This is a genomic window from Gammaproteobacteria bacterium (assembly GCA_035279405.1).
In the GTDB taxonomy this organism is placed as follows: Bacteria; Pseudomonadota; Gammaproteobacteria; order Natronospirales; family REEB76; genus REEB76.
In genome coordinates this window covers 1-26,743 of sequence record DATEHU010000029.1, presented here as the reverse complement: position 1 = coordinate 26,743, position 26,743 = coordinate 1, and the positions used below count along the sequence as shown (strand labels likewise).

At 63.6% G+C, this 26,743-nt stretch carries 34 protein-coding genes and 1 pseudogene; 34 read left to right on the top strand and 1 reads right to left on the bottom strand.

The annotated features are described in order from the left end of the window. The 34 genes and pseudogenes from tuf to VJR90_06395 all read left to right on the top strand — a co-directional run. Positions 1–160, top strand: a 160-nt coding sequence (gene tuf, locus VJR90_06560; GenBank protein HKV97129.1) for an elongation factor Tu, incomplete at its 5' end; no start/stop codon positions are given. A 7-nt stretch (positions 161–167) separates the two neighbouring features. After that, entirely contained in the window at positions 168–479 is a 312-nt protein-coding gene (rpsJ, locus tag VJR90_06555; protein ID HKV97128.1) for a 30S ribosomal protein S10, read from the top strand. Positions 480–621: 142 nt separating this feature from the next. Next, positions 622–1,260, top strand: a complete 639-nt coding sequence (gene rplC, locus VJR90_06550) for a 50S ribosomal protein L3 (GenBank protein ID HKV97127.1) — start codon at positions 622–624, stop codon at positions 1,258–1,260. Between the two features lie 16 nt (positions 1,261–1,276). Continuing rightward, positions 1,277–1,885, top strand: a complete 609-nt coding sequence (gene rplD, locus VJR90_06545; protein HKV97126.1) for a 50S ribosomal protein L4 — start codon at positions 1,277–1,279, stop codon at positions 1,883–1,885. Then, a complete protein-coding gene (gene rplW / locus VJR90_06540) occupies positions 1,882–2,187 on the top strand; it encodes a 50S ribosomal protein L23 (GenBank protein HKV97125.1) in 306 nt (101 codons plus the stop codon). Before rplD ends, rplW begins: the two co-directional genes overlap by 4 nt. A 13-nt stretch (positions 2,188–2,200) precedes the next feature. Continuing rightward, positions 2,201–3,031, top strand: coding sequence for a 50S ribosomal protein L2 (gene rplB / locus VJR90_06535; protein HKV97124.1), 831 nt, complete (start codon positions 2,201–2,203; stop codon positions 3,029–3,031). A 43-nt stretch (positions 3,032–3,074) separates the two neighbouring features. Next, a complete protein-coding gene (gene rpsS / locus VJR90_06530) occupies positions 3,075–3,368 on the top strand; it encodes a 30S ribosomal protein S19 (protein HKV97123.1) in 294 nt (97 codons plus the stop codon). A gap of 10 nt (positions 3,369–3,378) precedes the next feature. Then, positions 3,379–3,711 carry a 50S ribosomal protein L22 gene (gene rplV, locus VJR90_06525; protein ID HKV97122.1) on the top strand — a complete coding sequence of 111 codons (333 nt, stop codon included), beginning with the start codon at positions 3,379–3,381 and terminating at the stop codon, positions 3,709–3,711. A gap of 10 nt (positions 3,712–3,721) precedes the next feature. After that, positions 3,722–4,429 (top strand): 30S ribosomal protein S3, encoded by a 708-nt coding sequence (rpsC, locus tag VJR90_06520; GenBank protein ID HKV97121.1) that lies wholly within the window; start codon positions 3,722–3,724, stop codon positions 4,427–4,429. Then, a complete protein-coding gene (rplP, locus tag VJR90_06515) occupies positions 4,416–4,829 on the top strand; it encodes a 50S ribosomal protein L16 (protein HKV97120.1) in 414 nt (137 codons plus the stop codon). Before rpsC ends, rplP begins: the two co-directional genes overlap by 14 nt. Next, positions 4,829–5,029, top strand: coding sequence for a 50S ribosomal protein L29 (rpmC, locus tag VJR90_06510; GenBank protein HKV97119.1), 201 nt, complete (start codon positions 4,829–4,831; stop codon positions 5,027–5,029). Before rplP ends, rpmC begins: the two co-directional genes overlap by 1 nt. Beyond that, complete coding sequence (gene rpsQ, locus VJR90_06505; protein ID HKV97118.1) at positions 5,026–5,331, top strand: 30S ribosomal protein S17; 306 nt, start codon at positions 5,026–5,028, stop codon at positions 5,329–5,331. Before rpmC ends, rpsQ begins: the two co-directional genes overlap by 4 nt. Further along, on the top strand, positions 5,328–5,696 hold the full coding sequence (gene rplN, locus VJR90_06500; protein ID HKV97117.1) for a 50S ribosomal protein L14: 369 nt from the start codon (positions 5,328–5,330) through the stop codon (positions 5,694–5,696). The genes rpsQ and rplN overlap by 4 nt, the downstream gene beginning before the upstream one ends. 19 nt (positions 5,697–5,715) lie before the next feature. Continuing rightward, entirely contained in the window at positions 5,716–6,033 is a 318-nt protein-coding gene (gene rplX, locus VJR90_06495) for a 50S ribosomal protein L24 (GenBank protein ID HKV97116.1), read from the top strand. 9 nt (positions 6,034–6,042) lie between these two features. Then, positions 6,043–6,582 (top strand): 50S ribosomal protein L5, encoded by a 540-nt coding sequence (gene rplE, locus VJR90_06490; GenBank protein HKV97115.1) that lies wholly within the window; start codon positions 6,043–6,045, stop codon positions 6,580–6,582. 11 nt (positions 6,583–6,593) lie between these two features. Further along, positions 6,594–6,899, top strand: a complete 306-nt coding sequence (rpsN, locus tag VJR90_06485; GenBank protein ID HKV97114.1) for a 30S ribosomal protein S14 — start codon at positions 6,594–6,596, stop codon at positions 6,897–6,899. Between the two features lie 24 nt (positions 6,900–6,923). Further along, a complete protein-coding gene (gene rpsH, locus VJR90_06480) occupies positions 6,924–7,319 on the top strand; it encodes a 30S ribosomal protein S8 (protein ID HKV97113.1) in 396 nt (131 codons plus the stop codon). 18 nt (positions 7,320–7,337) lie between these two features. Continuing rightward, complete coding sequence (rplF, locus tag VJR90_06475) at positions 7,338–7,871, top strand: 50S ribosomal protein L6 (protein ID HKV97112.1); 534 nt, start codon at positions 7,338–7,340, stop codon at positions 7,869–7,871. A gap of 15 nt (positions 7,872–7,886) precedes the next feature. Then, a complete protein-coding gene (rplR, locus tag VJR90_06470; GenBank protein ID HKV97111.1) occupies positions 7,887–8,255 on the top strand; it encodes a 50S ribosomal protein L18 in 369 nt (122 codons plus the stop codon). Between the two features lie 8 nt (positions 8,256–8,263). Beyond that, positions 8,264–8,776, top strand: a complete 513-nt coding sequence (gene rpsE, locus VJR90_06465) for a 30S ribosomal protein S5 (protein ID HKV97110.1) — start codon at positions 8,264–8,266, stop codon at positions 8,774–8,776. Between the two features lie 3 nt (positions 8,777–8,779). Further along, the gene (gene rpmD, locus VJR90_06460) at positions 8,780–8,971 is read left to right on the top strand and encodes a 50S ribosomal protein L30 (protein ID HKV97109.1); all 192 of its coding nucleotides are present in this window, start codon (positions 8,780–8,782) and stop codon (positions 8,969–8,971) included. 1 nt (position 8,972) lies between these two features. Then, on the top strand, positions 8,973–9,407 hold the full coding sequence (rplO, locus tag VJR90_06455; protein ID HKV97108.1) for a 50S ribosomal protein L15: 435 nt from the start codon (positions 8,973–8,975) through the stop codon (positions 9,405–9,407). A gap of 30 nt (positions 9,408–9,437) precedes the next feature. Further along, on the top strand, positions 9,438–10,760 hold the full coding sequence (gene secY / locus VJR90_06450; GenBank protein ID HKV97107.1) for a preprotein translocase subunit SecY: 1,323 nt from the start codon (positions 9,438–9,440) through the stop codon (positions 10,758–10,760). A gap of 40 nt (positions 10,761–10,800) precedes the next feature. After that, the gene (gene rpmJ / locus VJR90_06445) at positions 10,801–10,914 is read left to right on the top strand and encodes a 50S ribosomal protein L36 (protein HKV97106.1); all 114 of its coding nucleotides are present in this window, start codon (positions 10,801–10,803) and stop codon (positions 10,912–10,914) included. A gap of 89 nt (positions 10,915–11,003) precedes the next feature. Beyond that, entirely contained in the window at positions 11,004–11,384 is a 381-nt protein-coding gene (rpsM, locus tag VJR90_06440) for a 30S ribosomal protein S13 (GenBank protein ID HKV97105.1), read from the top strand. 24 nt (positions 11,385–11,408) lie between these two features. After that, positions 11,409–11,870 (top strand): 30S ribosomal protein S11, encoded by a 462-nt coding sequence (gene rpsK, locus VJR90_06435; protein HKV97104.1) that lies wholly within the window; start codon positions 11,409–11,411, stop codon positions 11,868–11,870. A 15-nt stretch (positions 11,871–11,885) separates the two neighbouring features. Continuing rightward, on the top strand, positions 11,886–12,506 hold the full coding sequence (gene rpsD, locus VJR90_06430; protein ID HKV97103.1) for a 30S ribosomal protein S4: 621 nt from the start codon (positions 11,886–11,888) through the stop codon (positions 12,504–12,506). Positions 12,507–12,546: 40 nt separating this feature from the next. Next, the gene (gene rpoA, locus VJR90_06425) at positions 12,547–13,539 is read left to right on the top strand and encodes a DNA-directed RNA polymerase subunit alpha (protein ID HKV97102.1); all 993 of its coding nucleotides are present in this window, start codon (positions 12,547–12,549) and stop codon (positions 13,537–13,539) included. A gap of 12 nt (positions 13,540–13,551) precedes the next feature. Continuing rightward, positions 13,552–13,932, top strand: a pseudogene (rplQ, locus tag VJR90_06420) (50S ribosomal protein L17). An 807-nt stretch (positions 13,933–14,739) separates the two neighbouring features. After that, entirely contained in the window at positions 14,740–17,382 is a 2,643-nt protein-coding gene (locus tag VJR90_06415; GenBank protein HKV97101.1) for an SEL1-like repeat protein, read from the top strand. Between the two features lie 421 nt (positions 17,383–17,803). Then, positions 17,804–19,165, top strand: a complete 1,362-nt coding sequence (locus tag VJR90_06410) for a phosphomannomutase (GenBank protein ID HKV97100.1) — start codon at positions 17,804–17,806, stop codon at positions 19,163–19,165. A gap of 11 nt (positions 19,166–19,176) precedes the next feature. Next, positions 19,177–20,187, top strand: a complete 1,011-nt coding sequence (galE, locus tag VJR90_06405; GenBank protein HKV97099.1) for a UDP-glucose 4-epimerase GalE — start codon at positions 19,177–19,179, stop codon at positions 20,185–20,187. Between the two features lie 90 nt (positions 20,188–20,277). Continuing rightward, the gene (locus VJR90_06400) at positions 20,278–21,555 is read left to right on the top strand and encodes a nucleotide sugar dehydrogenase (protein ID HKV97098.1); all 1,278 of its coding nucleotides are present in this window, start codon (positions 20,278–20,280) and stop codon (positions 21,553–21,555) included. A gap of 367 nt (positions 21,556–21,922) precedes the next feature. Continuing rightward, complete coding sequence (locus VJR90_06395) at positions 21,923–22,933, top strand: NAD-dependent epimerase (GenBank protein HKV97097.1); 1,011 nt, start codon at positions 21,923–21,925, stop codon at positions 22,931–22,933. A gap of 407 nt (positions 22,934–23,340) precedes the next feature. On the opposite strand, the gene uvrA is transcribed toward VJR90_06395, so the two are convergent. Beyond that, positions 23,341–26,301 carry an excinuclease ABC subunit UvrA gene (uvrA, locus tag VJR90_06390; GenBank protein ID HKV97096.1) on the bottom strand — a complete coding sequence of 987 codons (2,961 nt, stop codon included), beginning with the start codon at positions 26,299–26,301 and terminating at the stop codon, positions 23,341–23,343. Positions 26,302–26,743: the final 442 nt, after the last annotated feature.

Here is a 26,743-nt window from a genome sequence, read left to right as displayed (position 1 = left end):
GGACCTGCCGAAGGGCGTGGAGATGGTGATGCCTGGCGACAACATCAAGATGGTGGTGTCGCTCATCAGCCCGATCGCCATGGAGGACGGACTGCGCTTTGCCATCCGCGAGGGCGGCCGCACCGTCGGCGCCGGCGTGGTCGCGAAAATCCTTGAGTAATCCAGCCATGGCAACCGAAACCATCCGTATTCGCCTCAAGGCCTTTGATTACCGGCTGATTGACAAGTCGGCGAAGGAAATCGTGGAGACCGCCAAACGCACCGGTGCCCAGGTAAAGGGCCCGATCCCGCTGCCGGTCAAGATGGAGCGTTTTACTGTGCTGGTATCGCCGCACGTCGACAAGGACGCCCGCGACCAGTACGAAATCCGCACGCACAAGCGCCTCATGGACATCGTTAATCCCACGGACAAGACCGTGGATGCCCTGATGAAGCTGGATTTGCCGGCGGGCGTGGACGTGCGCATCAAGGTCAACTGAGGGCGTCCAGCCCTGTTGCAGGGCCTGACGCACTGGTATAATCCCCGGCTCGCTGCGGCCCGGTGGGGTCACCCCCACCGGGCCGCGTGTGGTTTAACGACGTGCTGACCAATCGCAGTCGGCACCGGATGAGGATTACAAGATGGCTCTCGGCCTAATCGGTCGCAAATGCGGCATGACCCGCATTTTCCTGGAAGACGGCGTGTCGGTGCCGGTGACCGTCATTGAAGTCGAACCCAACCGCATCACCCAGGTGAAAAGCGCGGATTCCGACGGCTATCGTGCCGTGCAGGTGACCGCGGGCAAGCGCCGTGCGAGCCGCGTCACCAAGGCGCTCGCGGGCCATTACGCGAAGGCGAATACCGGCGCGGGCCGGGTGTCGGGCGAGTTCCGGCTGAATGCCGATGAAGGCGCGGATCTGAAGCCCGGCGGCGAAATCAAGGTGGACATTTTCAAGCCCGGCCAGAAAGTGTCGGTGACCGGCACCAGTCTCGGCAAGGGTTTTCAGGGTACGGTCAAGCGCCACCATTTCACCATGGGTGACGCAACCCACGGCAACTCGCTGTCGCACCGCGCGCCCGGCTCCATCGGCCAGCGCCAGACCCCGGGACGCGTGTTCCCAGGCAAGAAGATGTCCGGGCATCTCGGTGCCGCGCGCCGTACGGCGCTCAATCTCGAAGTGGTGCGCGTAGACAGTGACAAGAATTTGCTGCTGCTGAAAGGTGCCGTACCCGGTTCGGAGGGCGGCAACCTCATCATCCGCCCCGCAGCGGGCGGTTGAGGAGCGCAACATGGAAATGCAGCTGCACAGCAACGCGGGCGGGAAGTCCATAACGCTTTCGGACGCAACCTTCGCGCGCGAATTCAATGAAGCCCTGGTGCACCAGGTGGTGACCGCTTTTATGGCCGGCGGACGTGCCGGCACCAAGGCACAAAAGACCCGCGCCATGGTGCGCGGCGGCGGCAAGAAACCCTGGGCGCAGAAAGGCTCGGGCCAGGCGCGTGCCGGCTCGATCCGCAGCCCGCTGTGGCGCGGCGGCGGCAAGACCTTCGCGGCGGTGCCGCGCGACTTCAGCCAGAAGGTCAACCGCAAGATGTATCAGGGCGCGATGCGCGTGATCCTGTCGGAGCTCGTGCGCCAGCAACGCATGGTGGTGCTGCCCGAGTTCGCCGTCGAAGCGCCGAAGACCAAGCAGCTGGTGACCAAGCTCAAGGCGCTGGGTCTGGAAAGCAACGTGTTGATCGTCACCGAGCAGGTGGACGAGAAACTGTATCTGGCGGCGCGCAACCTCGTGAACGTCGAGGTGCGCGAAGTCACGGGACTGGATCCGGTGAGTCTCGTGGGTTACGACAAGATTCTGCTGACCGTGCCGTCCATCCGCCGCCTTGAGGAGTGGCTGGCATGAAACTCAAGCACGAATCCGTGACGCGCGTGCTGCTCGGACCGCACGTGTCGGAAAAGGCCACGCAGGTGGGCGAAGTCCACAATCAGGTGGTGTTCCGCGTGCGCCGCGATGCCGACAAGCCGCGCGTGCGTCGTGCGGTGGAAAAACTCTTCGATGTCAAGGTCGTGGATGTGCAGATTGTGAACGTGCGCGGCAAGACCAAGCGCACCGGTCAGCGCACCGGCACGCAGAGCAACTGGAAGAAAGCCTACGTGCGCCTTGCGCCGGGCAGCTCCATCAATTTCATGGGCGACAAGGCCTGAGGCGGTAGCAATCATGCCAGTCAAAAAAGCCAAACCCACCTCGCCCGGCCGGCGCGCCGTGGTCATGGTCACCTCGCCCGGTCTGCACAAGGGCGCGCCGTACGCAGCGCTCCTGGAGCACCAGAGCGGGCGCGGCGGGCGCAACAACCTGGGCCGCATCACCACGCGCCACCAAGGCGGCGGCCACAAGCAGCATTACCGCCTGATTGATTTCAAGCGTGACAAGGACGGCGTCAGTGGCCGGGTGGAGCGCATCGAATACGATCCGAACCGCACCGCGCATTTGGCGCTGGTGGTATATAAGGACGGCGAGCGCCGCTATATCATCGCGCCCAAGGGCGTGGCGCGCGGCCAGGAAATTCTCGCCGGCAGCCATGCGCCGGTGAAACCCGGCAATGCGCTGCCGCTGCGCAACATCCCGGTCGGCACGCAGGTGCACTGCGTCGAGCTGCAGCCCGGCAAGGGCGCACAACTGGCGCGCAGTGCCGGCGCCTCGGTGCAGGTGGTGGCGCGCGAAGGCGCCTACACCACCGTGCGACTGCGCTCCGGCGAGATGCGCAAGGTGCACATTGACTGCCGCGCCACGATCGGCGAAGTCGGCAACGACGAACACAATCTGCGTGTGTACGGCAAGGCCGGTGTGCGCCGCTGGCAGGGTATCCGTCCGACGGTGCGTGGCTTGGCGATGAACCCGATTGACCATCCGCACGGCGGCGGCGAGGGCAAGTCGGGTCAGGGCAATCCGCATCCGGTATCACCCTGGGGCCAGCCTACCAAGGGTTACAAAACGCGCGCCAACAAGCGCACCGATCGCATGATCGTGCGCCGGCGCAACGCCAAGTGAGCGGTTTTCAGTTTGAAAGTTGAAAATTATTGAGGTTTGCACTGTGCCACGTTCAATCCGCAAAGGCCCGTTCGTTGATCCGCACCTCGCCAAGAAGGTCGAGGCGGCGGCAAGTAGCGGCAACCGCAAGCCGATCAAGACCTGGTCGCGGCGTTCCATGGTCACCCCCGAAATGGTGGGCCTGACCATCGCAGTGCACAACGGCCATCAGCACGTGCCGGTGCTGGTAAGCGAGAACATGGTCGGGCACAAGCTGGGCGAGTTTGCCGCTACCCGGGTGTTCAAGGGGCACGGCGAGCGCAGGGTGGCCGCCGAAACCACCGAAGCCAAGACCTGAGGATGCAAGCATGCAGGTAGCGGCAACCCACAAATTCGCGCGCGTCACGCCTTACAAGGCGCGGCTCGTGGCCGACCAGATCCGCGGCCAGCCGGTCGGGCAGGCGCTCAAGATCCTGGAATTCAGCCCGCGGCGTGCCGCGCAGTTGCTGAAGAAGGTGCTGGAGTCGGCCATTGCCAACGCCGAGCACAACAGCGGCGCCGACATTGACACATTGAAGGTCAAGCGCGTGTGCGTGGACGACGGCCCGCGCATGAAACGCATGATGCCGCGCGCCAAAGGCCGCGGTGCACGTATTCTGAAACGTACCAGCCACATCAGCCTGACTGTGGCGGACGAGTAAGGACAAAGCCATGGGTCAGAAAGTCAATCCGGTGGGTTTCCGTCTGGGCATCGCCTCAGACTGGAATTCCAAGTGGTTTGCGAACAAGCGCGCCTATGCGGAGAACCTGCACGCCGATTTGAGAGTGCGTGAGTTCCTGAAAAAGAAGCTTGCACAGGCCTCGGTGAGCCGCGTGGAGATCAAGCGCCCCGCGAAGAAATGCCAGATTACCATTCACACGGCGCGCCCGGGCGTGGTGATCGGCAAGAAGGGCGAGGACATCGAGGCGCTGCGCGCGCAGCTCATCAAGATGATGCCGGGCACCGAGGTGGATGTGTCCATCGAGGAAATCCGCAAACCCGAACTTGACGCCTATCTGGTGGCTGAGGGCATCGCGCAGCAGCTCGAGCGCCGCATCATGTTCCGCCGCGCTATGAAGCGCGCGGTGCAAAACACCATGCGCCTCGGGGCGCTGGGCGTGAAGGTGCGCGTGTCCGGACGCCTGAACGGCGCCGAGATTGCACGCAGCGAGTGGTATCGCGAAGGCCGCGTACCGCTGCACACCCTGCGCGCCGACATCGATTACGGCAGCGCCGAAGCCAAGACCACCTATGGCGTGATCGGCGTCAAAGTGTGGATCTTTAAGGGCGAGATTCTGGACGCCAGTGAAATCAGCATTGGTCGCGAAGCCGCCGCCGACAAGGCCAAAGCCGGAGTGAAGGCCGATGCTGCAGCCTAAGCGCACCAAGTTCCGCAAGCAGCACAAGGGCCGCAACCGCGGTCTGGCGCAGTCCGGCAACACCGTGGCCTATGGCGAGTACGGCTTGAAGGCCACGGATCGCGGCCGCCTTACGGCGCGCGAGATCGAAGCCGGGCGGCGCGCGATGACACACTTCGTGAAACGCGGCGGCAAGATCTGGATCCGGGTATTCCCGGACGTGCCGGTCACCAAGAAGCCGCTGGAAGTGCGCATGGGCAACGGCAAGGGCAACGTCGAGTACTGGGTGGCCAAGGTGCAGCCGGGTTCGATGCTCTACGAGATGGAGGGCGTGGACGAGGCGACGGCGCGCAAGGCCTTCCGCCTCGCGGCGGCCAAGATTTCCGTGACCACGACCTTCGTCAGCCGGCAGGTGATGTGATGGACGCCAAGGAATTGCGCGCCAAGAACGACCGGCAGTTGCAGGAAGAACTGCTGGCGCTGCGTCAGGAGCAGTTCAACCTGGCGATGCAGCAGGCCAGCGGCCAGATGCCGCGCGGCCACCAGATACACAACGTGCGCAAGAACATCGCGCGCGTCAAAACCGTGCTCGCCGAGCGAGCCAAGGCAGTGGACAAATGACTACGAGCGGCGCAGCCGTGAAACCCGAGCGCACCGTCACCGGACGGGTGCTCAGCAACAAGATGGACAAAACCATCACCGTGGTGGTGGAGCGCGTGGTCACGCATCCCAAGTACGGCAAGATCCTGCGCCGGCGCAGCAAGATCAAGGCGCACGATGAACAGAATGCCTGCCAGGAAGGCGATACCGTGGTGATCGCGCCCTGCCGGCCGATTTCCCGCCACAAGGCCTGGAAGCTGGTGGAGATTCTGGCGCACGCGCAGCCGGCGGCGGCCGCCAGCCAGGCGGACGTGCAGTCATGATTCAGATGCGCACCGTGCTCGATGCCGCTGACAACAGCGGCGCGCGCAGCCTGAAATGCATCAAGGTGCTGGGCGGCTCCAAGCGCCGCTATGCGCGCATCGGCGATGTCATCAAGGTGAGCATCGGCGACGCTATCCCGCGCGGCAAGGTCAAGAAGGGCGAGATTTACGAGGCCGTGGTGGTGCGTACCCGGAGCGGCGTGCGCCGCCCCGATGGTTCCTTGATCCGTTTCGACAGCAACGCCGCGGTGCTGCTCAACAACAAGCTGGAGCCCATCGGTACGCGCATCTTCGGGCCGGTAACGCGCGAGCTGCGCACCGAGCGGTTCATGCGCATCATTTCGCTGGCGCCGGAAGTGCTGTGAGCGTGGGGAGCGGACAGTCATGAGCAGAATCAAGAAAGGCGACGAGGTCATCGTGATGGCCGGCAAGGACAAGGGCCGGCGCGGCGCCATCCTCAAGGTAATTGAAGGCAAGCGTGTGATCGTCGAAAACCTGAACATGGCCAAGAAGCACCAGCGGCCCAATCCCAATGCCGGTGTCACCGGCGGGATCGTGGAGCGTGAAATGCCGATTCACATCTCGCGGGTGATGCTGTTCAATCCGGTCACCAAGAAAGGCGACCGCGTGGGCATGCGTACCCTGGAGAACGGCCGCAAGGTGCGCATCTTCCGGTCCAACAAAGAAGTGGTTGACGTCTGAGGCGCGCCCATGACCCGATTGCATACCTATTATCGTGACACCGTGGTGCCCGAACTCACCAAGCGGTTCAATTACGCCAATCCCATGCAGGTACCGCGCATCACCAAGATCACGCTCAACATGGGCGTGGGTGAGGCCACCGCGGACAAGAAGATCATGGAGCACGCCGTCAAGGACATGACGCGCATTGCCGGCCTGAAACCGGTGGTCACCAAATCCAAGAAGTCCATCGCCAACTTCAAGGTGCGCGAGGATTATCCCGTGGGCTGCAAGGTGACGCTGCGGCGCGCGCACATGTACGAATTCCTGGACCGGCTGATCAGCATCGCGCTGCCGCGGGTGCGCGATTTCCGCGGCATCAGCGGGCGCTCCTTCGATGGCCGCGGCAACTTCAGCATGGGCGTGAAGGAACAGATCATCTTTCCGGAAATCGAGTATGACCAGATCGACGCGCTGCGTGGCCTGGACATCACCATCACCACCAACGCCCGTACCGACGCGGAAGCCAAGGCGTTGCTGGAAGCCTTCCACTTCCCGTTCCGCAACTGAGGTCCGCAGACATGGCCAAGACTTCCATGGTGAACCGTGAAGTGAAGCGTGCGCAGCTCGTGAAGCGCTACGCCAAGCGGCGCGCCGAATTGAAGCGCCTCATCCGCGGTGTGGACACCGGCGACGAAGAGCGCCACGCCGCGGTCGCCAAGCTCGCCCGACTGCCGCGCGATTCGAGCCCCGCGCGGCAACGCAATCGCTGCGCGCTCACCGGCCGCTCGCGCGGCAACTATCGCAAATTCGGCCTGGGCCGCAGCAAACTGCGCGAGGCCGCGATGCGCGGCGACGTTCCCGGCCTGCACAAGGCCAGTTGGTAGGTTTACACCGAGGGATATCGTTACATGAGTATGACTGATCCCATCGCCGACATGTTCAGCCGCATCCGCAACGGCCAGTTGGTCGGTCGTGAGCAGGTGAACATGCCCGCCTCCGGCATCAAGTGCGAGATTGCACGCGTGCTCAAGGAGGAAGGCTACATCGAGAATTTTGCGCGCCGCGAACAGGACGGCAAGGCCGAACTCGTGGTGACGCTCAAGTACTACAACGGCCGGCCGGTCATTGCCCATATGCGACGCATCAGCCGTCCAGGCCTGCGCGTGTACAAGCGCAAGACCACGCTCCCCAAGGTGCTCGGCGGCTTCGGCATCGCCATCGTCTCCACGCCCAAGGGCGTGATGAGCGACCGCGCCGCGCGTGCCGCCGGCCAGGGCGGCGAAGTCATCTGTTACGTGTCCTGACCGCTTTTGGAATACGCCATGTCCCGAATCGCCAAACAACCCGTTGTGCTGCCGAAAGGCGTGGATGCCACCGTGTCGGGCAGCAACGTTACGGTCAAGGGCCAGAAATCCAGTCTGACTCTGGTGCTGCACCCGCATGTTTCGGTGGTGAATGAGAACGGCATGCTGCACGTGGCCGTCAAGCCGGAGCACGCCGAGGCCGACGCCTCGGCCGGTACTGTGCGCGCGCTGCTCAACAACGCTGTCAAGGGCGTGACCCAGGGGTTCCAGAAAAAGCTCGAACTCGTGGGCGTGGGATACCGCGCGCAGATGCAGGGCAAGACCCTGAACCTCGCCATCGGCTTTTCGCATCCGGTGAACTACAAAGTGCCCGAGGGCATAAGCATCGAGACCCCGAGCCAGACGGAAATCGTCATCAAGGGCGCGGATCGCCAGAAAGTCGGTCAGGTGGCAGCGGAGATCCGCGGCTTCCGTCCGCCGGAACCGTACAAGGGCAAGGGCGTGCGCTACACCAACGAGCGCGTGACCCTCAAAGAAGCCAAGAAGAAATAGCAGGTAAGTTGAATCATGGACAAGAAACCCTTTGAAAAGAAGCAGGCGCGCTTGCGGCGCGCACGGCGCGCACGTGCGCGCATGCGCGAACTTGCCGCCTGCCGGCTGTGCGTGCACCGCACGCCGGTGCACATCTATGCGCAGATTCTGGCACCGCAGGGCGACAAGGTGCTGGCTGCGGCCTCCACGCTCCAGGCCGAGATCAAGAAGGGCCTGAAAAATACCGGCAACATCGCCGCCGCGGCGGCCGTGGGCAAGGCCATTGCCGAACAGGCCAAGCACGCGGGCATCACGCGCGTGGCCTTCGACCGGTCCGGATTCAAGTATCACGGGCGCGTGAAGGCGCTCGCCGACGCCGCGCGTGAACACGGTTTGCAGTTCTAGGGTGCAGCATGGCAAGAAAAATTGAGAATCTCCCGGAAAGTTCCGACGGTCTGCAGGAGAAACTGGTGGCCGTGAACCGCGTGGCCAAGGTGGTCAAGGGCGGCCGGCAATTCGGGTTTACCGCGCTCACCGTGGTGGGCGACGGCGCCGGCAAGGTCGGCTTCGGTTACGGCAAGGCGCGCGAGGTACCCAACGCGGTGTCCAAGGCCATGGAACACGCACGCAAGAACTTGCGCCAGGTGTCGCTGCGCGAAGGCACGCTGCATTACGCGATTCGTGCACATCACGGTGCCACGCGCGTGTACATGCAACCCGCCTCCGCGGGTACCGGCATCATTGCGGGCGGCGCCATGCGCGCGGTGCTGGAAGTCGCAGGCGTGAGGAACGTGCTCGCCAAGAGCTACGGTTCGCGCAACCCCATAAACGTGGTGCGGGCCACCCTGAATGCGCTCAGCGAACAATATTCCCCACAGGACCTCGCGGCGAAGCGCGGCAAGACGCTGGATGAGATCCGGGGCTAAGCCATGAGCAAGACTGCCAAACAAATCAAGGTCACGCTGGTGCGCAGTCCGTTTGGGCGCCTCAAGGCCCATCGTGATTGCGTGCGCGGCCTGGGCCTGCACCGCCTGCAGCATTCCGTTACGCTCAACGATACCCCGGAAGTGCGCGGCATGATCAAGAAAGCCTCTTTCCTGCTGCGCGTCGAGGAGAACTGACATGCGCCTCAATACGCTGTCGCCGGCGGTCGGCGCCAAGACCGTCAAGAAGCGCTTGGGTCGCGGCATCGGCTCGGGCCTTGGCAAGACCTCCGGCAAGGGCCACAAGGGCCAGTACGCGCGCAAGGGCGGCTATCACAAGGTCGGCTTCGAAGGCGGCCAGATGCCTTTGCAGCGGCGCCTGCCCAAGGTCGGATTCCGTTCGCATTTGAAACCCAGCCGTGCCGAAGTGCGCCTGGATGCGCTGGCCCGTGTCGAGGCCGATGTCATCGACATCCTGGCGCTCAAGACCGCGGGGCTGGTGCCGCTGCAGACCGACCGGGTCAAAGTGATTCTGGCCGGCGAGCTCAAGAAAAAGGTCACGCTCAAGGGCGTGGCCGCGACCGCCGGGGCGCGCAAGGCCATCGAGACGGCCGGCGGCAAGGTGGAGGACTAAGTGTCGAGAAACGCGAGCGGCACGGGGGTGATGTCATCCCTGTCACAGATCGGGAAGCTCCACGATCTGCGCAAGCGTCTGCTGTTCCTGGTGGGCGCATTCGTGCTGTTCCGCATCGGTACCCACATCCCGGTGCCGGGCATTGATCCGGCGGCGCTTGCACGGCTGTTCAGCCAGCATTCCGGCGGGCTGCTGAGCATGTTCAACATGTTCTCCGGCGGCGCACTCATGCGCCTGTCGGTGTTTGCGCTCGGCGTCATGCCCTATATCTCCGCCTCCATCATCATGCAGATGCTCGCGGTGGTGGTACCGAGCCTGGAAAAATTGCGCAAGGAAGGTCAGGCCGGCCAGCGCGTGATTACCAAGTACACACGCTGGGGCACGGTGGTGCTCGCTCTGTTCCAGTCACTGGGCGCGGCGCTCGCGTTGGAAAGCCAAGGCGTGGCGGTAAGCCCGGGATTTACCTTCGTGTTCGTGGCTACGGTGTCGCTCACCACCGGCACGCTGTTCCTCATGTGGGTCGGCGAGCAGATGACCGAGCGCGGCGTGGGCAACGGCATTTCCATGATCATATTCGCGGGCATTGTCGCCGGCCTGCCGTCGGCGTTCGGCGGCACGCTGGACCTGGTGCGCACCGGGCAGATGAACCCCATCATCGCCATCGTGGTGCTCGCGGTGGTGCTCGGCGTGACGGCCTTCGTGGTGTTCGTGGAGCGCGGCCAGCGGCGCATTACCGTGAATTACGCCAAGCGCCAGCAGGGCCGGCGGCTGTACGCCGCGCAGACCAGCCACCTGCCGCTCAAGCTCAACATGTCGGGCGTGATTCCGCCAATCTTCGCGTCCTCGATCATCCTGTTTCCCGCAACCGTGGGCAACTGGTTCGGTTCGCAGTCCGGGGGCTGGCTCGCGCTTGCACTGCAGAAATTCGCCGCGGCCATGTCGCCGGGTGAGCCGGTTTACGACATCACCTACGGCGCGCTGATCATATTCTTCACCTTTTTCTATACCGCGCTGGTGTTCAACTCCAAGGAAACCGCGGAGAACCTGAAGAAATCCGGCGCCTTCATCCCCGGCATCCGCCCGGGACAGCAGACGGCCGCCTACGTGGACAGCGTGCTCACCCGGCTGACGTTCTGGGGCGCCATTTACGTGACCGCGGTGTGCCTGTTACCGCAGTTTCTGATTACCTACTGGAACGTGCCGTTCTTCTTCGGTGGCACGTCCCTGCTGATTGACGTGGTAGTGGTCATGGATTTCATGGCGCAGTTGCAGGCGCATCTCATGTCTCACCAGTACGAAGGGCTGCTGCGCAAGGCCAATCTCAAGGGTTACGGCGGCACCGGGCTGCGATGAGGATCAACGTGCGGCTCAGGATTGCCGCGGGAGTGGAGCGATGAAAGTACGTACTTCGGTCAAGAAAATCTGCCGCAACTGCAAAATCGTGCGGCGCGGCGGCGTGGTGCGCGTGATCTGCAGTGACGCACGCCACAAACAGCGTCAAGGGTGAACCGAAGGTTTGCATTGATTCATATGGGAAATTCAGGCAAAATTATCCGTTTTCGCGCCGCAAAATGCGGCGCCGAGTGAGGACAGCGCATGGCCGCCCGCATAGCCGGGGTCAATATCCCGCCCAACCAGCATGCCGTAATCGGCCTGCAGAACATTTACGGCATCGGCCGCAGCCGCGCGCGCCTGATCTGCCAGGTGGCGGGCATCAAACCTGAAACCAAGGTCAAGGATTTGACCGACGCGGAAGTCGAAGCGCTGCGCGTCAACGTCACCAAGTTCGAGGTCGAGGGTGATCTGCGCCGCGAAGTCTCCATGAGCATCAAGCGGCTTATGGACCTCAGCTGTTACCGCGGCCTGCGCCACCGCAAGGGCCTGCCGGTACGCGGCCAGCGCACGCGTACCAATGCGCGCACCCGCAAGGGTCGGCGCAAGCAGACCGTCAAGCAGACCGTCAAGTCGCCAACGTAAGTGAAAAGATTGCAGGGTAAGTAAATGGCAGAAGAAGCCGAACCAGTCAAAGAATCCAAAGAAGCCGCGCCCGCAGCTCCGGCGACGGCGGGCGAAACACCGGCCGCGGCTCCGGCGCCGCGCAAACGCGCCAGGAAGACCGTGGTGGACGCGGTGGCGCACGTGCATGCGTCGTTCAACAACACCATCATCACCATCACGGACCGCCAGGGCAACGTGCTCTGTTGGGCCACCGCCGGAGGTTCCGGGTTCCGCGGTTCGCGCAAGTCCACGCCCTTCGCCGCGCAGGTCGCGGCCGAAAAGGCCGGCCTCAAGGCCCAGGAGTTCGGAGTCAAGAACCTGGAAGTCCAGGTCAAGGGTCCCGGCCCCGGTCGTGAATCGGCGGTGCGTTCGCTGCACAACATCGGCTTCAAGATCGCCAACATTTCGGACGTCACGCCCATTCCGCACAACGGCTGCCGTCCACCCAAGAAACGCCGCGTCTAATCCAGAGGTTCATTGATGGCTCGTTATCTCGGACCCAAATGCAAACTCTCGCGGCGCGAGGGCACGGACCTGTTCCTCAAGTCGAGCGTCCGTCCGCTGGAGTCCAAGTGCCGCATCGAATCGCAACCCGGACAGCACGGCGCCAAGCGCAACCGCCTGTCGGATTACGGCGGCCAGTTGCGCGAGAAGCAGAAATTGCGGCGCATGTACGGAGTGCTGGAGCGCCAGTTCCGCCGCTACTACCAGGAGGCCTCACGCCGCACCGGCGCCACCGGCCAGGCGTTGCTGCAGATCCTCGAGTGTCGCCTGGACAACGTGGTGTACCGCATGGGTTTTGCCGCTACGCGCGCCGAAGCGCGCCAGCTCGTCGGCCACAAAGCCATCGAAGTGAACGGCAAAGTCGTCAACATACCGTCCTATCAAGTCAAGGCCGAAGATGCGATTACGGTACGCGAGCGCGCCCAGAAGCAGTTGCGCATCCAGAACGCGCTCGCCATTGCCAAGCAGTTGCCGCCCATCGAGTGGGTGGAAGTGGACGAGACCAAATTGAGCGGAAAGTTCAAGCGCGTGCCGGAGCGCAGCGACATCCTGCCCGACATCAACGAGAACCTGGTGGTCGAGCTGTACTCCAAGTAATGGTTCAGGTTGTTTCAGCATTTAACGAGGGAATCATCCCATGCAGGGTTCAGTCACGGAATTTTTGAAGCCGCGCCTGGTAGGCGTGCAGGCGCAGTCCGATCAACAGGCGCGCGTGGTGCTCGAGCCGCTGGAACGCGGCTTCGGTCACACGCTGGGCAACGCGTTGCGACGCATCCTGTTGTCGTCCATGCCGGGTTGCGCGGTGGTGGAAGCCGAGATCGAGGGCGTGCTGCACGAGTACACCGCCATCGAAGGCGTGCAGGAAGACGTGGTGGACATCCTGCTGAACCTCAAGCAACTCGCGATTCGTATGCACACGCGCGACGAGGCGATGCTCACGCTCGTCAAGAAAGGGCCGGGCGTGGTCACGGCCGCCGACATCCAGCTGGATCACGACGTTGAAATCGTCAATCCGGGACTGGTGATCGCGCACCTGAACAGCGCCGGTTCGCTCAACATGAAACTCAAGATCAAGCGCGGCCGCGGCTACCAGCCCGCGAATCAGCGCCTGCAGTTCGAAGAGGAATCGCGCCCCATCGGCCGCCTGCTGCTGGATGCGTCCTTCAGCCCGGTGCGCCGCGTCACCTACACGGTGGAAAGCGCGCGCGTGGAACAGCGCACCGACCTCGACAAGCTCATCATCGACATCGAAACCAACGGCACGATTGATCCGGAAGAAGCCATCCGCCGTGCGGCCACCATCCTCTCCGAACAGCTCGCCGCCTTCGTGGACCTCAAGGGCCGGGATGCGGGACACGCGGGCGGTGAAACGCATTTCGATCCGGTGCTGTTGAAACCCGTGGAAGAGCTCGAGCTCACGGTGCGTTCTGCCAACTGCCTCAAGGCCGAGAACATCAATTACATCGGCGACCTGGTACAGAAGACCGAGGTGGAACTTCTGAAGACACCGAATCTCGGCAAGAAGTCGCTCACCGAGATCAAGGACGTGCTCGCGCAGCACGGCCTGACGCTCGGCATGAAAATCGAGAACTGGCCGCCCGCGAGCCTGCAAAAGCCCGTGGTCGTGTAAGGAATCCGCCGCATGCGTCACCAGAATACCGGCCGGCAACTCTCGCGCAATTCCGCGCACCGCGCGGCGCTGATGCGCAACATGGCGGGCGCGCTGCTGCGTTACGAGAGCATCCGCACCACGCTGCCCAAAGCCAAGGAACTGCGGCGCGTGGTCGAGCCCCTGATCACGCTGGCGAGAGTCGACAACGTGGCCAAGCGACGGCTGGCCTACGCGCGGCTGCGCGATGACGCGGTGGTCAGCAAATTGTTTGCCGACATCGGGCCGCACTTCAAGGCGCGTCCCGGCGGATACACGCGCATCCTCAAATTCGGCCTGCGCGCCGGTGACAAGGCGCCGATGGCGGTGATGCAGCTCGTGGATCGCGAAGCCCAGATCGCCGCGCTGGCCGATCAGCATACCGAAGCACGCAAGGCACGCGCGGCGAAATCCGCAGAGTCTGCCGCCGAGCAGCCCGCAAAGCCGGCAAAGAAAACCAAGGCGGAGAAACCCGCCAAGACCGGGAAGAACGCGAAAGCGGAGCAGGCCGCCAAACCGGCAAGCAAAGACACCAAGAAGGCGGCCAAGACCGAAAAGAAAGCCGCCGCCAAATCAGAAAAACCCGTGGCCGGGAAAGCCGAGAAGAAATCACTGTTCAGGCGCGCGGCGAAGAAAAAAGACAAATAAGCGGCCAACCACCGAAGACAGAAAGCCGGGCTCCGCCCGGCTTTTTCTTTTCCCGGCACGGTGTACCGAAAATTACGCGTATGCGGCTGCAGACGACCCGTCGCATGTGGCATCAGACAGTCCCACCGCGGGTGCGGAGCCGGGTGCAGTCTGCCAGTGCGGTAGCGAAGAGGTGCTTGCGCAGATTTTTACCGGTGGCTGGCGCGGGCCCGTCTGAGCGGCCATGCCATCAGGTACTGATCGCCGCATTCGGCCTGCACATCAGGCAAGCCACTTCCGGGCTACACTGAAAAATGCCTTGGCACTCCGGCCTCGCGGAACTGAGCGATACTGGATTTTGCCCCGAAAACCGGGGCTGGCAGTGGGGCTGGCTTTATTGCGAAAAGCCGCTATATTATGTAAATCCTTTGATGGGCGTTGGGACCTTCCGACAAGCCGGTTGGATGAGATGAACAGCGGCCTGCCTGCCCAATGCCAGCGGCGCTGGCTGCAAGAAGGATTGGGGCGCGATTGCGGGGGAGTGTCACGGAAATCGTGAGCGCAAGACCAATGTTGACCGACCCGAAACCGACTTCCGCGGGCGATGACCCGAAGGTTGCCGGCGCGCGCATGCCTGCGTGGCGCTCCGACCCGGGACCGGCGCATGTGCCGTTCACGGATTTCGCGCGCCCCATGGACGACGAGGAATTCACTGCGGTGCAGCACCTGGCGATCGATGGCGATCTGGATGCCATGGTGGACTACGCATTCGAATTGCGCCGGCGCGGTGATCATGCCCAGGCGCTCGAGTGGTTGACGCGCGCGGGCGACGCGGGACATGACCGTGCCATATCCGAACTTGCCAGCGCGCAACTCAACCAGGCCGCGAGTCCCGAAAATTCCGTGCAATCCCTGCACTGGGTCAAACGCGCGGCTGAAAGCGGGAACCGCGATTGCATGTTGCTCTTGGCGCGCGCTTACCGCGATGGCGAGCAGGGACTGGTGCGCGATTTCAAGCAAATGCTGCGCTGGGCACTGCACGCGGCGGCGGCAAATTCTCCCGCGGCCATGCGTCTGGTGAGCGATGCCTACGCACTTGGGCAGGGAGTAGGTGAGAATCCGGCACGCGCACTCATCTGGCTGCGGCGCGCGGCGGCTGCCGGCGATGCCGCGGCCATTCAGCGTCTCGCCAGCCGTTATCTCACCGGTGAGGGAACGGAGCGCGATCCGGACAGCTTTTTCCAATGGACGCACAAGGGTGCCGAGGCGGGCGATCCGACGCTGATGTTCAACCTGGCCGAGGCCTACCGCGACGGCATCGGCACCGAGGTAGACAACGCGGCCTTCTTTCGCTGGATGAACAAAGCGGCGGACCGCAATTGTCCGCCCGCGTTGTTCGAGCTGGCGCTCGCCTACCGCGACGGCATCGGCGTCAAGGCGGATGCCGCCGAATACCACCGATTGCTGATGCGCGCCGCCGACGCTGGCGATGCGCAGGCCATGAACAACCTCGCGCTGCGCTACCTGCACGGCGTGGGTGTGGCGCTCGATGCCAAACGTCACGTTGAACTGCTGACGCGTGCGGCCCAGGCCGGCGAACCGAGTGCGATGTTCAACCTCGCGCATGCCTATCGTGACGGTCTGGGCGTAGCGCGCAGCCAGGAGCAGTACCTGGTATGGCTGCGGCAAGCGTCCCAACTGCGTCATTCCCACGCACAAGTCGAGCTGGCCGTGCACTACTTCCGGCTGGCATTGAAGGACCGGCACGCGCTGGATTTTGAGCAGGCCACACGCGGTGCGCGCTTTGAGCAGCTCGCGACGGCAGCGGCTGAAGCCGGGGACCCGCGGGGCATGTACCTGCTTGCCATGGCGCACCGGCGCGGTCTCGGGGTGTTGGGCGATTTGAAGCTCGCGCGCGAGTGGACGGAACGCGCGGCCCACGCCGGTCTCGCGGTCGCGATGACGGATCTTGCCGACCTGTACCGCAACCCTCCCAGTGGCGCTCCCGATGCACTGAATTACTTTACTTGGGTCAAGCGTGCGGCGGATGCAGGCGATGTCATCGCCAAGCGCCGGCTGGCGCTCGCCTATCACGATGGCGAGGGCACGGAGCGTGATCTGGATGCCTGTCGCCGCTGGCTGGAAGCGGCGTCCGGCGAGGGCGATCAAGCCGCCTTTGTGCTCCTCGGACTGCTCGATCTCGAGCGCGACGGTGAAATCGAACCGGCGCAGTTGCACACGGCGCTCGAACCGTTCATGGGCCTGCAGGCGGAAGTCAGCAAGATCAAGAGCACGCATCTGGTACGCGAAGCACCGGAAGGGGTCGCGCACTTCACCAGCGCCGCGATGCTGCGTTCGCTCCTGACGGCGGGCGTCGAGAACAGCACCGGCAACAGCTTGCGTCTCTACAACGCGGCATATCTCAAGGACATGCAGGACGGGCGACTGTTGTTTGATGTGCATGACTCGCCTGCGGCCGCCTTGCTGCGCGGCTTTTTCCCCGAGCAGCGCTCGCACGACTGGCCGCTGACCACGCCTTGGGACGGGCGCGAATATTCGGTGTATCTCGGCTCCTTCAATCTGCGCGCCGATTACCTTGACCTGTGGCGCGCGCACGGTGGCAGCGGTGAGGGCGTGTGCATTGTGACGCCGCTCGCGGCGTTCGCCCAGGATCGGGAACGCTTGCCGTTCACGGTCGCCCCGGCTGCGGCGGCGGAACCGGCGACCGCGCCGGGCGGAGTGCCGCGTGCCATTGTGCCCGTGCTGTACCGCATGGAGTACGACCCGGCGGCGGTGGTGCACGTCCTGCAGGACATGCAGCCGCATCTGGCGGCCATTCAGGCCTTCAAGGAACGGCTCACCAGCGGTGGCGGCATCGTGGATGCGCTGGTCAGGATTCTGGTGAGCGAAATCCTGTACTTTTTCAAACCCGAGGCCTATCAGGGCGAGCGCGAGGCGCGTCTGATCGTGGCCTTCGACATTGCCTCTGATTGCGTCCAGCGTGACGAGTCCACCGATCCGGGGCGGCTGTATGTGGAAACCGAACCGTTTTTGTTGAGTACTCCGGGTTCGCGCATCCTCATCGGGCCGGCCGTCAAGGAGCGCGCCATGACCTACCTGGACCTGCGCTACCGCTTGGCGAAGAGCAGATGGTCCGGTTCCACGCGGGTTAGCTATTCCTCCATCGAAATCCGCTGACGCCAGCCACACCGGCCAAGCTGCCGGTTCAATGGGGGCGTACATCGTTGCCCAGTTGAAATTTGCCGCCCTGTGACCCGTGGCGCACGGCGGTTTGCCGCGCGCTGCTGCGCTGCGCGCCGCGACGGAAGCCATCTAGGTTTGCCGGCCAGCGACTGGCCGGTACGCGGCGGCGGGAAAGTACTCACACTGTGCGAGCACCGGCCTGAAGCGAATCAGGCACGGTCTGCATGACACGAGTGACCCGTCGCGGGAGATCATCGAAACCCATTGCGAACCCGGCCTGGGCGAGGATGATATCCTGCGTTTGGTGGACCTGTTACGCACGCGCGGATAACCCAGTGACGCGGTCAATCCGGCAGACAGTCCCGGAAGGAAGACTCATGCGACCCGATTTTCAATACAGCCGCACGACACCGGCATGAATCCCAAAGCGGCATTCAAGGCCTATGACATCCGCGGGCGCGTGCCGGACGAACTCAACGTGGAGATGGCGCGCGCCATCGGCGCGGGTTTTGCGACGCTGTTCAACACCAAACAGGTAGTGATCGGTCGTGACGCGCGGCCTTCGGGCGAGGCATTGTCGGGCGCACTGGCGGACGGACTGCGCGCGCAGGGTGTGAGCGTGCTGGACCTGGGGCTTTGCGGTACCGAGGAAATCTATTTTGCCACCGCGCATCTCGGCGTGGACGGCGGCGTGATGATTACCGCGAGCCACAATCCTCCCGAATACAACGGCATGAAGTTCGTGACCGCGGGTGCGCGCCCGGTGAGTTTCGACACCGGGCTCGCGGCGCTGGCGGACTGGGTGGCGGGCAATCCGGAAGCCGGCCGCGGCACCCCAAAGGGTGCTTTTCGCGCGGTGAATACCCGGCCGGAGTATGTGCGCCATCTGCGAAACTACGCAGGCAAAGATGCCATCCGTCCGCTGCGCGTAGTGGTGAATGCCGGCAACGGCATGGCCGGTCCCGCTTTCGATGCTTTGGCGGCCGGGTTGCCGCTCGAGGTCGTGCGCCTCGCGCATGCGGTGGACGGCACGTTTCCGAACGGCGTGCCCAATCCGATGCTGGCGAAGAATCGTGCGGCGACGGCGAGCGCGGTACGTGCCGGGCACGCCGCGCTCGGCATTGCCTGGGACGGGGACTTTGACCGCTGTTTCATTTTCGACGAGACCGGCGCGTTCATCGAAAGCTACTACCTGATTGGGCTGTTCGCCGAGTATTTCCTGCGCCGGTTTCCGGGTGCGAAAATCATTCACGATCCGCGCCTCGTCTGGAACACGCTCGACATCGTTAACCGTGCGGGCGGCGTGGCGGTGGAATCGCGTTGCGGTCACGCGTACATCAAGGCGCGCATGCGCGCGGAAGATGCCGTGTACGGCGGCGAGATGAGCGGGCACCATTATTTCCGGGATTTTTTCTACTGCGACAGCGGCATGCTGCCGTGGCTGTTGTTGTTGGCGCGGCTCGCGACGGAACCTGTGCCGCTGTCCGCGCTGGTGGCAGAGCGTCAGCGGCGCTTCCCGGTAAGTGGCGAGATCAACCGTACCGTGGACGACGCGGACCAGGTGCTCAAGCGCATCGAAGCGCATTTCGGGACGCAGGCTACGGCCATTGGACGCGTGGATGGCCTGAGCGTGGCGTTTGCCGACTGGCGCTTCAATCTGCGCAAGTCCAATACCGAGCCGCTGGTGCGCCTGAATGTCGAGACCCGCGGCGATACGGCACTGCTCAAGGCGCGCACCGCGGAACTTCTGCAACTCATCGGCGGGCGACCCGGCTGATGACGCAGAGTATGCAGATCCTGGTCACCGGCGGTACCGGCTACATCGGTTCGCACGCCTGCGTGGAACTCCTGCGCGCCGGGCATGAGGTGGTGATCGCCGACAATCTCTCCAACAGTTCAATCGCGGTGCTGGAGCGCATCGGGCGCATTGCCGGCAAGCCGCCGGTGTTTCACAAGCTCGACTTGCGCGATGTGGAAGGTGTGCGTGCATTGTTGCAGCGGCATCCGGTGGCTGCCGTGATGCACTTCGCGGGCGTCAAGGCGGTCGCCGAATCGGTGGCCGATCCGCTCAAGTACTACGACAACAACGTGAATGGCAGCCTTGCGCTGTTCGCGGCGATGCGCGCATTCGGGATCAAACGCATGGTGTTCAGCTCCTCGGCCACGGTGTACGGCGCGCAGGCGGATTCGCCCATTAGCGAGCAGGCCGCCACGGCACCGGCCAATCCTTACGGCCGCAGCAAACTGATGATCGAGGAGATGCTGCGCGATCTGTGCATCGCCGACCCGGAGTTCCGCGCCGTGGCGCTGCGTTATTTCAATCCGGTGGGCGCGCATGCGAGTGGTCTCATCGGCGAGGCGCCCCAGGGCACGCCCAACAATCTGATGCCCTACATCTGCCGGGTAGCCGCGGGGAAATTGCCCGAGCTTCAGGTCTTCGGCAAGGATTACCCCACGCCGGATGGCACCGCCATTCGTGATTACGTCCACGTCATGGACCTGGCACGCGGACACCTGCAGGCGCTGTATTTCCTCGAACGCGCGCCGGGATTTTCCGCCATCAATCTCGGCACCGGTCGCGGCACCAGCGTCCTCGAGATGCTGCAAACCTTTGAACGCGTGAACCAGATCACGATTCCGCACCGCATGGCTGCGCGTCGGCCCGGCGACACTGCCGTGACCTATGCGGATCCCCGCTTGGCGGCCGAGCTGTTCGGTTGGCATGCGGCACTCGGTTTAGACGACATGTGCCGCGACGCCTGGCGTTGGCAACGGCAGAATCCCGACGCTTATGCATGACGCGGCTGTCGGTCGCCCGGAACCGCCGGCTCCGGTAAAATGCCGTGCCTTTCCGGCCGCTGGCTGAAGCGGCCCTCCTTGGGGAGCAATATGCGCAAAGTAGCGGTCATCGGACTCGGTTACGTAGGCCTGCCGGTGGCGGTCGCCTTCGGACACCGGGCCGAAGTCATCGGCTTCGATGTCAAACCCGAGCGCATCGCGGAACTGAAGGCCGGACGCGACCGCACTGGTGAGGTTGCCGACGCCGAACTGCGGCAAACTCGCATTTTGTTTACCAGCGACACCGCGGATTTAAGGAAAGCCGATTTCCACATCGTGGCGGTGCCCACGCCGGTGGATGTTGCCAACCAGCCGGACCTGACACCCGTACTCAAGGCCTCTGTATCGGTGGGCAAAGCGCTCAAGCGTGGCGACATCGTGGTGTACGAATCCACCGTCTATCCCGGCGCCACCGAGGAGGACTGTGTGCCGGTGCTGGAGCGCGAATCGGGCCTGAAGTGCGGGGTGGATTTTTTCGTGGGCTATAGTCCCGAGCGTATCAACCCCGGCGACAAGGCGCATCGTTTCACCACCATCCGGAAAGTCGTGGCCGGCCAGACGCCGAAGGTGCTGGAGATCGTGGCCGAGGCCTACGCGAGCGTGGTCGAGGCCGGCGTGCACAAGGCGCCCAGCATCAAGGTGGCGGAAGCGGCCAAGGTCATCGAGAATACCCAGCGCGATCTCAACATCGCGCTCATGAACGAACTGGCGCTGATTTTCGACCGCATGGGCATCGACACGCAGGCGGTGCTGGAAGCGGCCGGCACCAAGTGGAACTTCCTGCCGTTCCGCCCCGGACTCGTGGGCGGCCACTGCATCGGCGTGGATCCGTACTATCTCACCCACAAGGCCGAGAAGATCGGCTACATCCCTCAGGTGATTCTGGCCGGCCGGCGCATCAACGACAGCATGGGGAAGTTCGTCGCGCAGCGCACCATCAAGGAACTGGTGCGGGCCGGTCATGAACTGCGCGGCGCCACCGTCACCGTGCTCGGCCTGACCTTCAAGGAAAACTGTGCGGACCTGCGCAACTCCAAGGTGGCGAACATCCTCGCTGAATTGCGCGACTTCGACGTGCAACTCCAGGTCTCGGACCCGCTCGCCGACCCGGCGGAAGCCGAGCACGAGTACGGCGTGAAGCTCGTGCCCTTCGAGCGGCTCAAACCCGCGGATGCGCTGGTCGCGGCCGTCGCCCACGAGCAATACCGCCGGCTCGATGCGCCGGCGCTCAAGCGCCTGCTCAAAAGTCCGCCGCTGGTGATGGACGTGAAGGCGATGTTTCCGCGCGCGGCGCTGGAAGCCGCCGGTATCCGCGTCTGGCGCTTGTGAATCTGCACTGGTTATTTCAGGATTGAGTACCAGTCGCGGCTAAAGCCGCTCCCACAATAGGGAGACGCCGCGCTTTTGGGCAAGAGCATCTGACAAAATGAGCGGCGATGACCGCAACGCGCAGCTGAAATCCCCCGCTTTCGGACTACGCGATCCTGCGGCGTCCGTAAAGTCCAGGGCAGCCGTCAGTGGCTGCCCGCTCGGGGCATCGCCCTTCGCCTCCCTTTGCAAAAAAGGGTGGGTTCTGCGCACCCTTTCGCGAACGGGCAAGCGCGCTTCCCCCCTTTGAAAAGGGGGGCAAGGGGGATTTGTAGATTTGTGGTGGCACAAATCCGGTAATTGGTTCGAGGAATTTTTGGAGTGAGTAATGGGCGGAATATTAGTAACCGGCGCGGCCGGCTTCATCGGTTTTCATCTCTGCCAGCGCCTGCTGGCCGACGGCCTGCAAGTCACCGGACTCGACAATCTCAACGACTATTACGACGTCACTCTCAAGGAGGCGCGTCTTGATCGGCTTAAGAAATCCGCTAACTTCGATTTCGTAAAGCTGGATCTCGCCGACCGCGCGGGCATGGAAGCGCTGTTCGCGCGCGTCCAGCCGGAAATCGTCGTGAACCTCGCTGCCCAGGCCGGGGTGCGCTACTCGCTCAAGAATCCACACGCTTACGTGGAAGCGAATCTCGCAGGTTTCGTGAACGTGCTGGAGGGTTGCCGTCACCAAAAGGTGCGGCACTTGGTATATGCCTCCTCCAGCTCGGTGTACGGCGCCAACACCCGCATGCCGTTCTCCGTGCACGATCACACCGATCATCCGGTATCACTTTACGGCGCCACCAAGAAGGCCAACGAACTCATGGCGCACGCCTACAGCCACCTGTTTGATTTGCCCGCCACGGGTCTCAGGTTTTTCACCGTGTACGGACCCTGGGGCCGCCCCGATATGGCGCTGTTCCTGTTCACCCAAGCCATTCTCGCGGGCCGGCCCATTGATGTTTTCAACCAGGGCAACATGCGCCGCGACTTCACTTATATAGACGACATCGTTGAAGGTGTGGTGCGCGTAATGGCAAAACCCGCGGCGCGCGATCCCAAATGGTCGGGAGAACGGCCGGATCCGGCCACGAGCCGCGCGCCGCATCGCGTCTACAACATCGGCAATAACCGGCCGGTGGAACTCGGTCATCTCATCGCGGTGCTGGAAAAAGCCCTGGGGCGCAGCGCCGTGAAGAACCTGCTGCCCATGCAACCCGGGGACGTACCCGCAACCTACGCCGACATTGACGATCTGGAGGCCGCAGTGGGCTTTAGGCCGCGGACCTCCATCGAGGAGGGCGTGCGGCGCTTCGTGGACTGGTACCGGACTTACTACGGCGCGTAATTTATTCTGCTGTCGGTAGATACGTTCTGCAGAACGCGGCCGCCGCAATCCTCCACCCGTCTCTTGTTCCCTCCTTTGAAAAAGGATGGCGAGGGAGGATTTTATTGAAAATCCCCTGCGCGGAGCGCACCCCCTTTTTCAAAGGGGGACGAAACCACAGCCGTGTTTGAAGCCCTCCTTTGAAAAAGGAGGGTGAGCCGCGTAGCGGCGAACGGGCGACCAGGGATGGTCGCCCTGGACTTTCAGGCGGAGCTGGAATGCGCAGCCTGAAAGAGGGAGGATTTTTCAAAATTCCCCACGTGGAACACACCCCCTTTTCAAAGGGGGTCGCGTAATGGGATGCAGACTTGTCCGGATCAGTAGCTTCTGGGCGGTTTGCCGGGCGGCTGCGGCACATCGGCCGACGCTCAGCGATTGACCGCCTGGCGTTTTTCCCGCGCCGCCGTGCGCGGTTCTCCGCGTTCGAGTACGCGCTTCAGAAACCGGCCGGTGTAGGAATCGCGTTGCGCCGCGATGTCCTCGGGCGTGCCGGTCGCGACCACCCGGCCGCCGCCGTCGCCGCCTTCGGGGCCGAGGTCAATCACCCAGTCGGCGGTCTTGATGACATCCAGATTGTGCTCGATCACCACCACGGTGCTGCCGCCGTCGCGTAACTGCTTCAGCACCCGCAGCAGCTGGTCAATGTCGTGGAAATGCAGGCCGGTGGTGGGTTCATCCAGTATATATAGAGTGCGGCCGGTGTCGCGCTTGGAGAGTTCACGCGAAAGCTTGACGCGCTGGGCCTCGCCGCCCGAGAGCGTGGTGGCATTCTGGCCAAGTTTGATGTACGTGAGCCCCACGGCGGTCAGGGTCTCGAGCTTGTGAGCGACCACGGGCACGTTGGCGAACAGCGCATGCGCGTCCTCCACCGTCAGGTCCAGCACCTCGCTAATGTTTTTGCCCTTGAAGCGTATATCGAGGGTTTCGCGGTTGTAGCGCTTGCCCTTGCACACGTCGCAGGCCACGTACACGTCCGGCAGGAAATGCATCTCGACCTTGATGACGCCGTCGCCCTGGCAGGCCTCGCAGCGTCCGCCCTTGACGTTGAAGCTGAAACGTCCCGGCGTGTAGCCGCGCGCCCGAGCTTCCGGCACTTCGGCAAACAGCTCGCGAATTGGCGTGAACAGCCCGGTGTAGGTGGCCGGATTCGAGCGCGGCGTGCGCCCGATGGGAGACTGGTCAATGTCAATCACCTTGTCAATCTGTTCAAGACCCTCGATGCCGTCGCAGGCAGCGGGCTCCTCCGAGGCGTCATTGAGCTTGCGCGCCGCGTAACGGTACAGCGTGTCATTCACCAGCGTGGATTTGCCGGAGCCGGACACGCCGGTGACGCAGGTCATGATTCCGAGCGGAATTTCCACCTCAATGTTTTTCAGGTTGTTGCCTTGCGCCTTGCGGATGCGCAGGGTGTGCTTCGGGTCGAAGGGCAGGCGCAGCGACGGGATCTCGATGCGCCGGCGCCCGGCCAGGTACTGGCCGGTGAGCGAGGCCGGATTGGCGATGATTTCGGCCGGCGTGCCCTGAGCCACCACCCGGCCGCCGTGCGCCCCCGCGCCCGGACCCATGTCGAGCACGTGGTCCGCGTGGCGGATGGCTTCCTCGTCGTGTTCCACCATGATCACGGTGTTGCCGAGGTCGCGCAGGTGTACGAGCGTGTCCAGCAGGCGCGCGTTGTCGCGCTGGTGCAGTCCGATGGACGGCTCGTCGAGAATGTACATCACGCCCACCAGCCCCGAGCCTATCTGACTCGCGAGGCGGATGCGCTGGGCCTCGCCGCCCGAGAGCGTGTCGGCGCTGCGATCGAGCGACAGGTAATCCAGGCCCACGTTCACCAGGAACGAGAGCCGTTCGCGGATTTCCTTGACGATCTTGCCGGCGATCTCGCCGCGCCAGCCGGGGAGTGCGAGCTTCTCGAAAAACGCCAGTGCGGCGCCCACCGAGCGCCGGGAAACCGCAGGCAGGTTCTCGCCGCCCACGAACACGAAGCGCGCTTCTTTTCTCAAGCGCGTGCCGTCGCACTCCGGACACGGACGGCTGGAAAGGTATTTCGCCAGTTCCTCGCGCACCATCTCCGACTCGGTCTCGTGATAGCGGCGCTCCATGTTGGGAATCACGCCCTCAAAGACGTGCTTGCGCGCATACGTGCCGCCGCGCTCGTTCACGTAGCGGAAGGAAATGACCTCGTCGCCACTGCCGTACAGCACCACTTTGCGGATCTTTTCCAAGAGCTCGTCAAACGGCGTTTCAATATCGAAGCGGTAATGTCTGGCCAGGCTTTGCAGCAACTGGAAATACCAGGCGTTGCGCCGGTCCCAGCCGCGCACCGCGCCGCCCGCGAGCGACAGGTGCGGGTTGACGACGATGCGTGCCGCATCGAAGAACTGCTTCACGCCCAGACCGTCGCAGGCCGGACAGGCGCCCACCGGATTGTTGAAGGAGAACAGCCGCGGTTCCAGTTCCGCGAGGCTGTAGCCGCAGACCGGACAGGAAAACCTGGCGGAAAATACCAGCGGCCGGCGCCGGGGTTCGTCCATGAATGCGATGAGCGCGCGGCCGTCGGCCAGGCGCAGCGCGGTCTCGAAGGACTCCGCCAGGCGCAGGCCCACGTCCGGCCGCAGCTTGAAGCGGTCCACCACCACTTCGATGCTGTGTTGGCTGCGCAAGTCCAGCTTCGGCGCCTGCTCGAGTTCCACCACCTCGCCGTCAATACGCGCACGCACGAAGCCCTGGGCGCGGAGTTCCGCGATGAGTTCGAGGTGCTCGCCCTTGCGCTGCTCGACCACGGGCGCGAGCAGCATGAGCCGGGTGTCCGCGGGCAGGGCCAGCACCTGATCCACCATCTGGCTCACGGTCTGGGCGGTCAGGTCCATGCCGTGTTCCGGGCAGCGCGGGATGCCGGCGCGCGCGAACAGCAGGCGCAAGTAATCGTGGATTTCCGTGACCGTGCCCACGGTGGAACGCGGATTGTGCGATGTGGATTTCTGCTCGATGGAAATCGCCGGTGACAGGCCCTCGATGTGGTCCACGTCCGGCTTTTCCATCATCGAGAGGAACTGGCGCGCGTAAGCCGAGAGCGATTCCACGTAGCGGCGCTGGCCTTCGGCATAGATGGTGTCGAAGGCGAGCGATGATTTGCCCGAGCCGGACAGGCCGGTGAGGACGACGAGCCGGTCGCGCGGAATGTCGAGATCGACGTTCTTGAGATTGTGCTCGCGCGCGCCGCGGATGGCGATGATGCGGCGGTCCTGTGCGTGACGCTCGGCAACAGCGGCGGCGCTGACGCGACGCTGCTCCGAACCCTTCGCCGCTTTGTCGAACAGGTCGTTCATGCCGGAACTCGGGAGGACAACGCTCCGCCGTGCGGGCCGGGCGCCGTGTTGTCGTGCATCCGCCGAACGTAGTGAGAACGCGAGGAATTTGCCAGTGTGGGATGGGGTATCCCCACAACCTGTTCCTCATCCTGAGGCGCGAGCGCAGCGAGCCTCGAAGGATGCAGGCCGAGGCGCGGCCTCCTCCTTCGAGGCTCGGCGCTTTCGCGCCGAGCGCCTCAGGATGAGGTCCATAGGAATGACAAGGGCCGGCATCCAGCCGACCCTTGCCGTCCCGGCGTTCCCCACCGCCGGGCCGCTCTGTCGAGGAAGCAGGGTGAGGGCGCTTCCACTGGTTTGCCCAGCGGCTGCTCGCTCACCCCGCGCTCGTCCCCCGACACCCCAGCCGAGTCCAGTTCAAAGTTTCAGAAGCCGCCGAATTTAAAGTTCAGGCCGCCGCGCA

What these genes read in the sequence shown, in the direction of transcription:
- rpsJ (HKV97128.1), top strand. Translation starts at nt 168, where the DNA reads ATGGCAACCGAAACCATCCGTATTCGCCTCAAGGCCTTTGATTACCGG.
- rplC (HKV97127.1), top strand. Translation starts at nt 622, where the DNA reads ATGGCTCTCGGCCTAATCGGTCGCAAATGCGGCATGACCCGCATTTTC.
- rplD (HKV97126.1), top strand. Translation starts at nt 1,277, where the DNA reads ATGCAGCTGCACAGCAACGCGGGCGGGAAGTCCATAACGCTTTCGGAC.
- rplW (HKV97125.1), top strand. Translation starts at nt 1,882, where the DNA reads ATGAAACTCAAGCACGAATCCGTGACGCGCGTGCTGCTCGGACCGCAC.
- rplB (HKV97124.1), top strand. Translation starts at nt 2,201, where the DNA reads ATGCCAGTCAAAAAAGCCAAACCCACCTCGCCCGGCCGGCGCGCCGTG.
- rplV (HKV97122.1), top strand. Translation starts at nt 3,379, where the DNA reads ATGCAGGTAGCGGCAACCCACAAATTCGCGCGCGTCACGCCTTACAAG.
- rpsC (HKV97121.1), top strand. Translation starts at nt 3,722, where the DNA reads ATGGGTCAGAAAGTCAATCCGGTGGGTTTCCGTCTGGGCATCGCCTCA.
- rplP (HKV97120.1), top strand. Translation starts at nt 4,416, where the DNA reads ATGCTGCAGCCTAAGCGCACCAAGTTCCGCAAGCAGCACAAGGGCCGC.
- rpmC (HKV97119.1), top strand. Translation starts at nt 4,829, where the DNA reads ATGGACGCCAAGGAATTGCGCGCCAAGAACGACCGGCAGTTGCAGGAA.
- rpsQ (HKV97118.1), top strand. Translation starts at nt 5,026, where the DNA reads ATGACTACGAGCGGCGCAGCCGTGAAACCCGAGCGCACCGTCACCGGA.
- rplN (HKV97117.1), top strand. Translation starts at nt 5,328, where the DNA reads ATGATTCAGATGCGCACCGTGCTCGATGCCGCTGACAACAGCGGCGCG.
- rplX (HKV97116.1), top strand. Translation starts at nt 5,716, where the DNA reads ATGAGCAGAATCAAGAAAGGCGACGAGGTCATCGTGATGGCCGGCAAG.
- rplE (HKV97115.1), top strand. Translation starts at nt 6,043, where the DNA reads ATGACCCGATTGCATACCTATTATCGTGACACCGTGGTGCCCGAACTC.
- rpsN (HKV97114.1), top strand. Translation starts at nt 6,594, where the DNA reads ATGGCCAAGACTTCCATGGTGAACCGTGAAGTGAAGCGTGCGCAGCTC.
- rpsH (HKV97113.1), top strand. Translation starts at nt 6,924, where the DNA reads ATGAGTATGACTGATCCCATCGCCGACATGTTCAGCCGCATCCGCAAC.
- rplF (HKV97112.1), top strand. Translation starts at nt 7,338, where the DNA reads ATGTCCCGAATCGCCAAACAACCCGTTGTGCTGCCGAAAGGCGTGGAT.
- rplR (HKV97111.1), top strand. Translation starts at nt 7,887, where the DNA reads ATGGACAAGAAACCCTTTGAAAAGAAGCAGGCGCGCTTGCGGCGCGCA.
- rpsE (HKV97110.1), top strand. Translation starts at nt 8,264, where the DNA reads ATGGCAAGAAAAATTGAGAATCTCCCGGAAAGTTCCGACGGTCTGCAG.
- rpmD (HKV97109.1), top strand. Translation starts at nt 8,780, where the DNA reads ATGAGCAAGACTGCCAAACAAATCAAGGTCACGCTGGTGCGCAGTCCG.
- rplO (HKV97108.1), top strand. Translation starts at nt 8,973, where the DNA reads ATGCGCCTCAATACGCTGTCGCCGGCGGTCGGCGCCAAGACCGTCAAG.
- secY (HKV97107.1), top strand. Translation starts at nt 9,438, where the DNA reads ATGTCATCCCTGTCACAGATCGGGAAGCTCCACGATCTGCGCAAGCGT.
- rpmJ (HKV97106.1), top strand. Translation starts at nt 10,801, where the DNA reads ATGAAAGTACGTACTTCGGTCAAGAAAATCTGCCGCAACTGCAAAATC.
- rpsM (HKV97105.1), top strand. Translation starts at nt 11,004, where the DNA reads ATGGCCGCCCGCATAGCCGGGGTCAATATCCCGCCCAACCAGCATGCC.
- rpsK (HKV97104.1), top strand. Translation starts at nt 11,409, where the DNA reads ATGGCAGAAGAAGCCGAACCAGTCAAAGAATCCAAAGAAGCCGCGCCC.
- rpsD (HKV97103.1), top strand. Translation starts at nt 11,886, where the DNA reads ATGGCTCGTTATCTCGGACCCAAATGCAAACTCTCGCGGCGCGAGGGC.
- rpoA (HKV97102.1), top strand. Translation starts at nt 12,547, where the DNA reads ATGCAGGGTTCAGTCACGGAATTTTTGAAGCCGCGCCTGGTAGGCGTG.
- VJR90_06410 (HKV97100.1), top strand. Translation starts at nt 17,804, where the DNA reads ATGAATCCCAAAGCGGCATTCAAGGCCTATGACATCCGCGGGCGCGTG.
- galE (HKV97099.1), top strand. Translation starts at nt 19,177, where the DNA reads ATGCAGATCCTGGTCACCGGCGGTACCGGCTACATCGGTTCGCACGCC.
- VJR90_06400 (HKV97098.1), top strand. Translation starts at nt 20,278, where the DNA reads ATGCGCAAAGTAGCGGTCATCGGACTCGGTTACGTAGGCCTGCCGGTG.
- VJR90_06395 (HKV97097.1), top strand. Translation starts at nt 21,923, where the DNA reads ATGGGCGGAATATTAGTAACCGGCGCGGCCGGCTTCATCGGTTTTCAT.
- uvrA (HKV97096.1), bottom strand. Translation starts at nt 26,301, where the DNA reads ATGAACGACCTGTTCGACAAAGCGGCGAAGGGTTCGGAGCAGCGTCGC.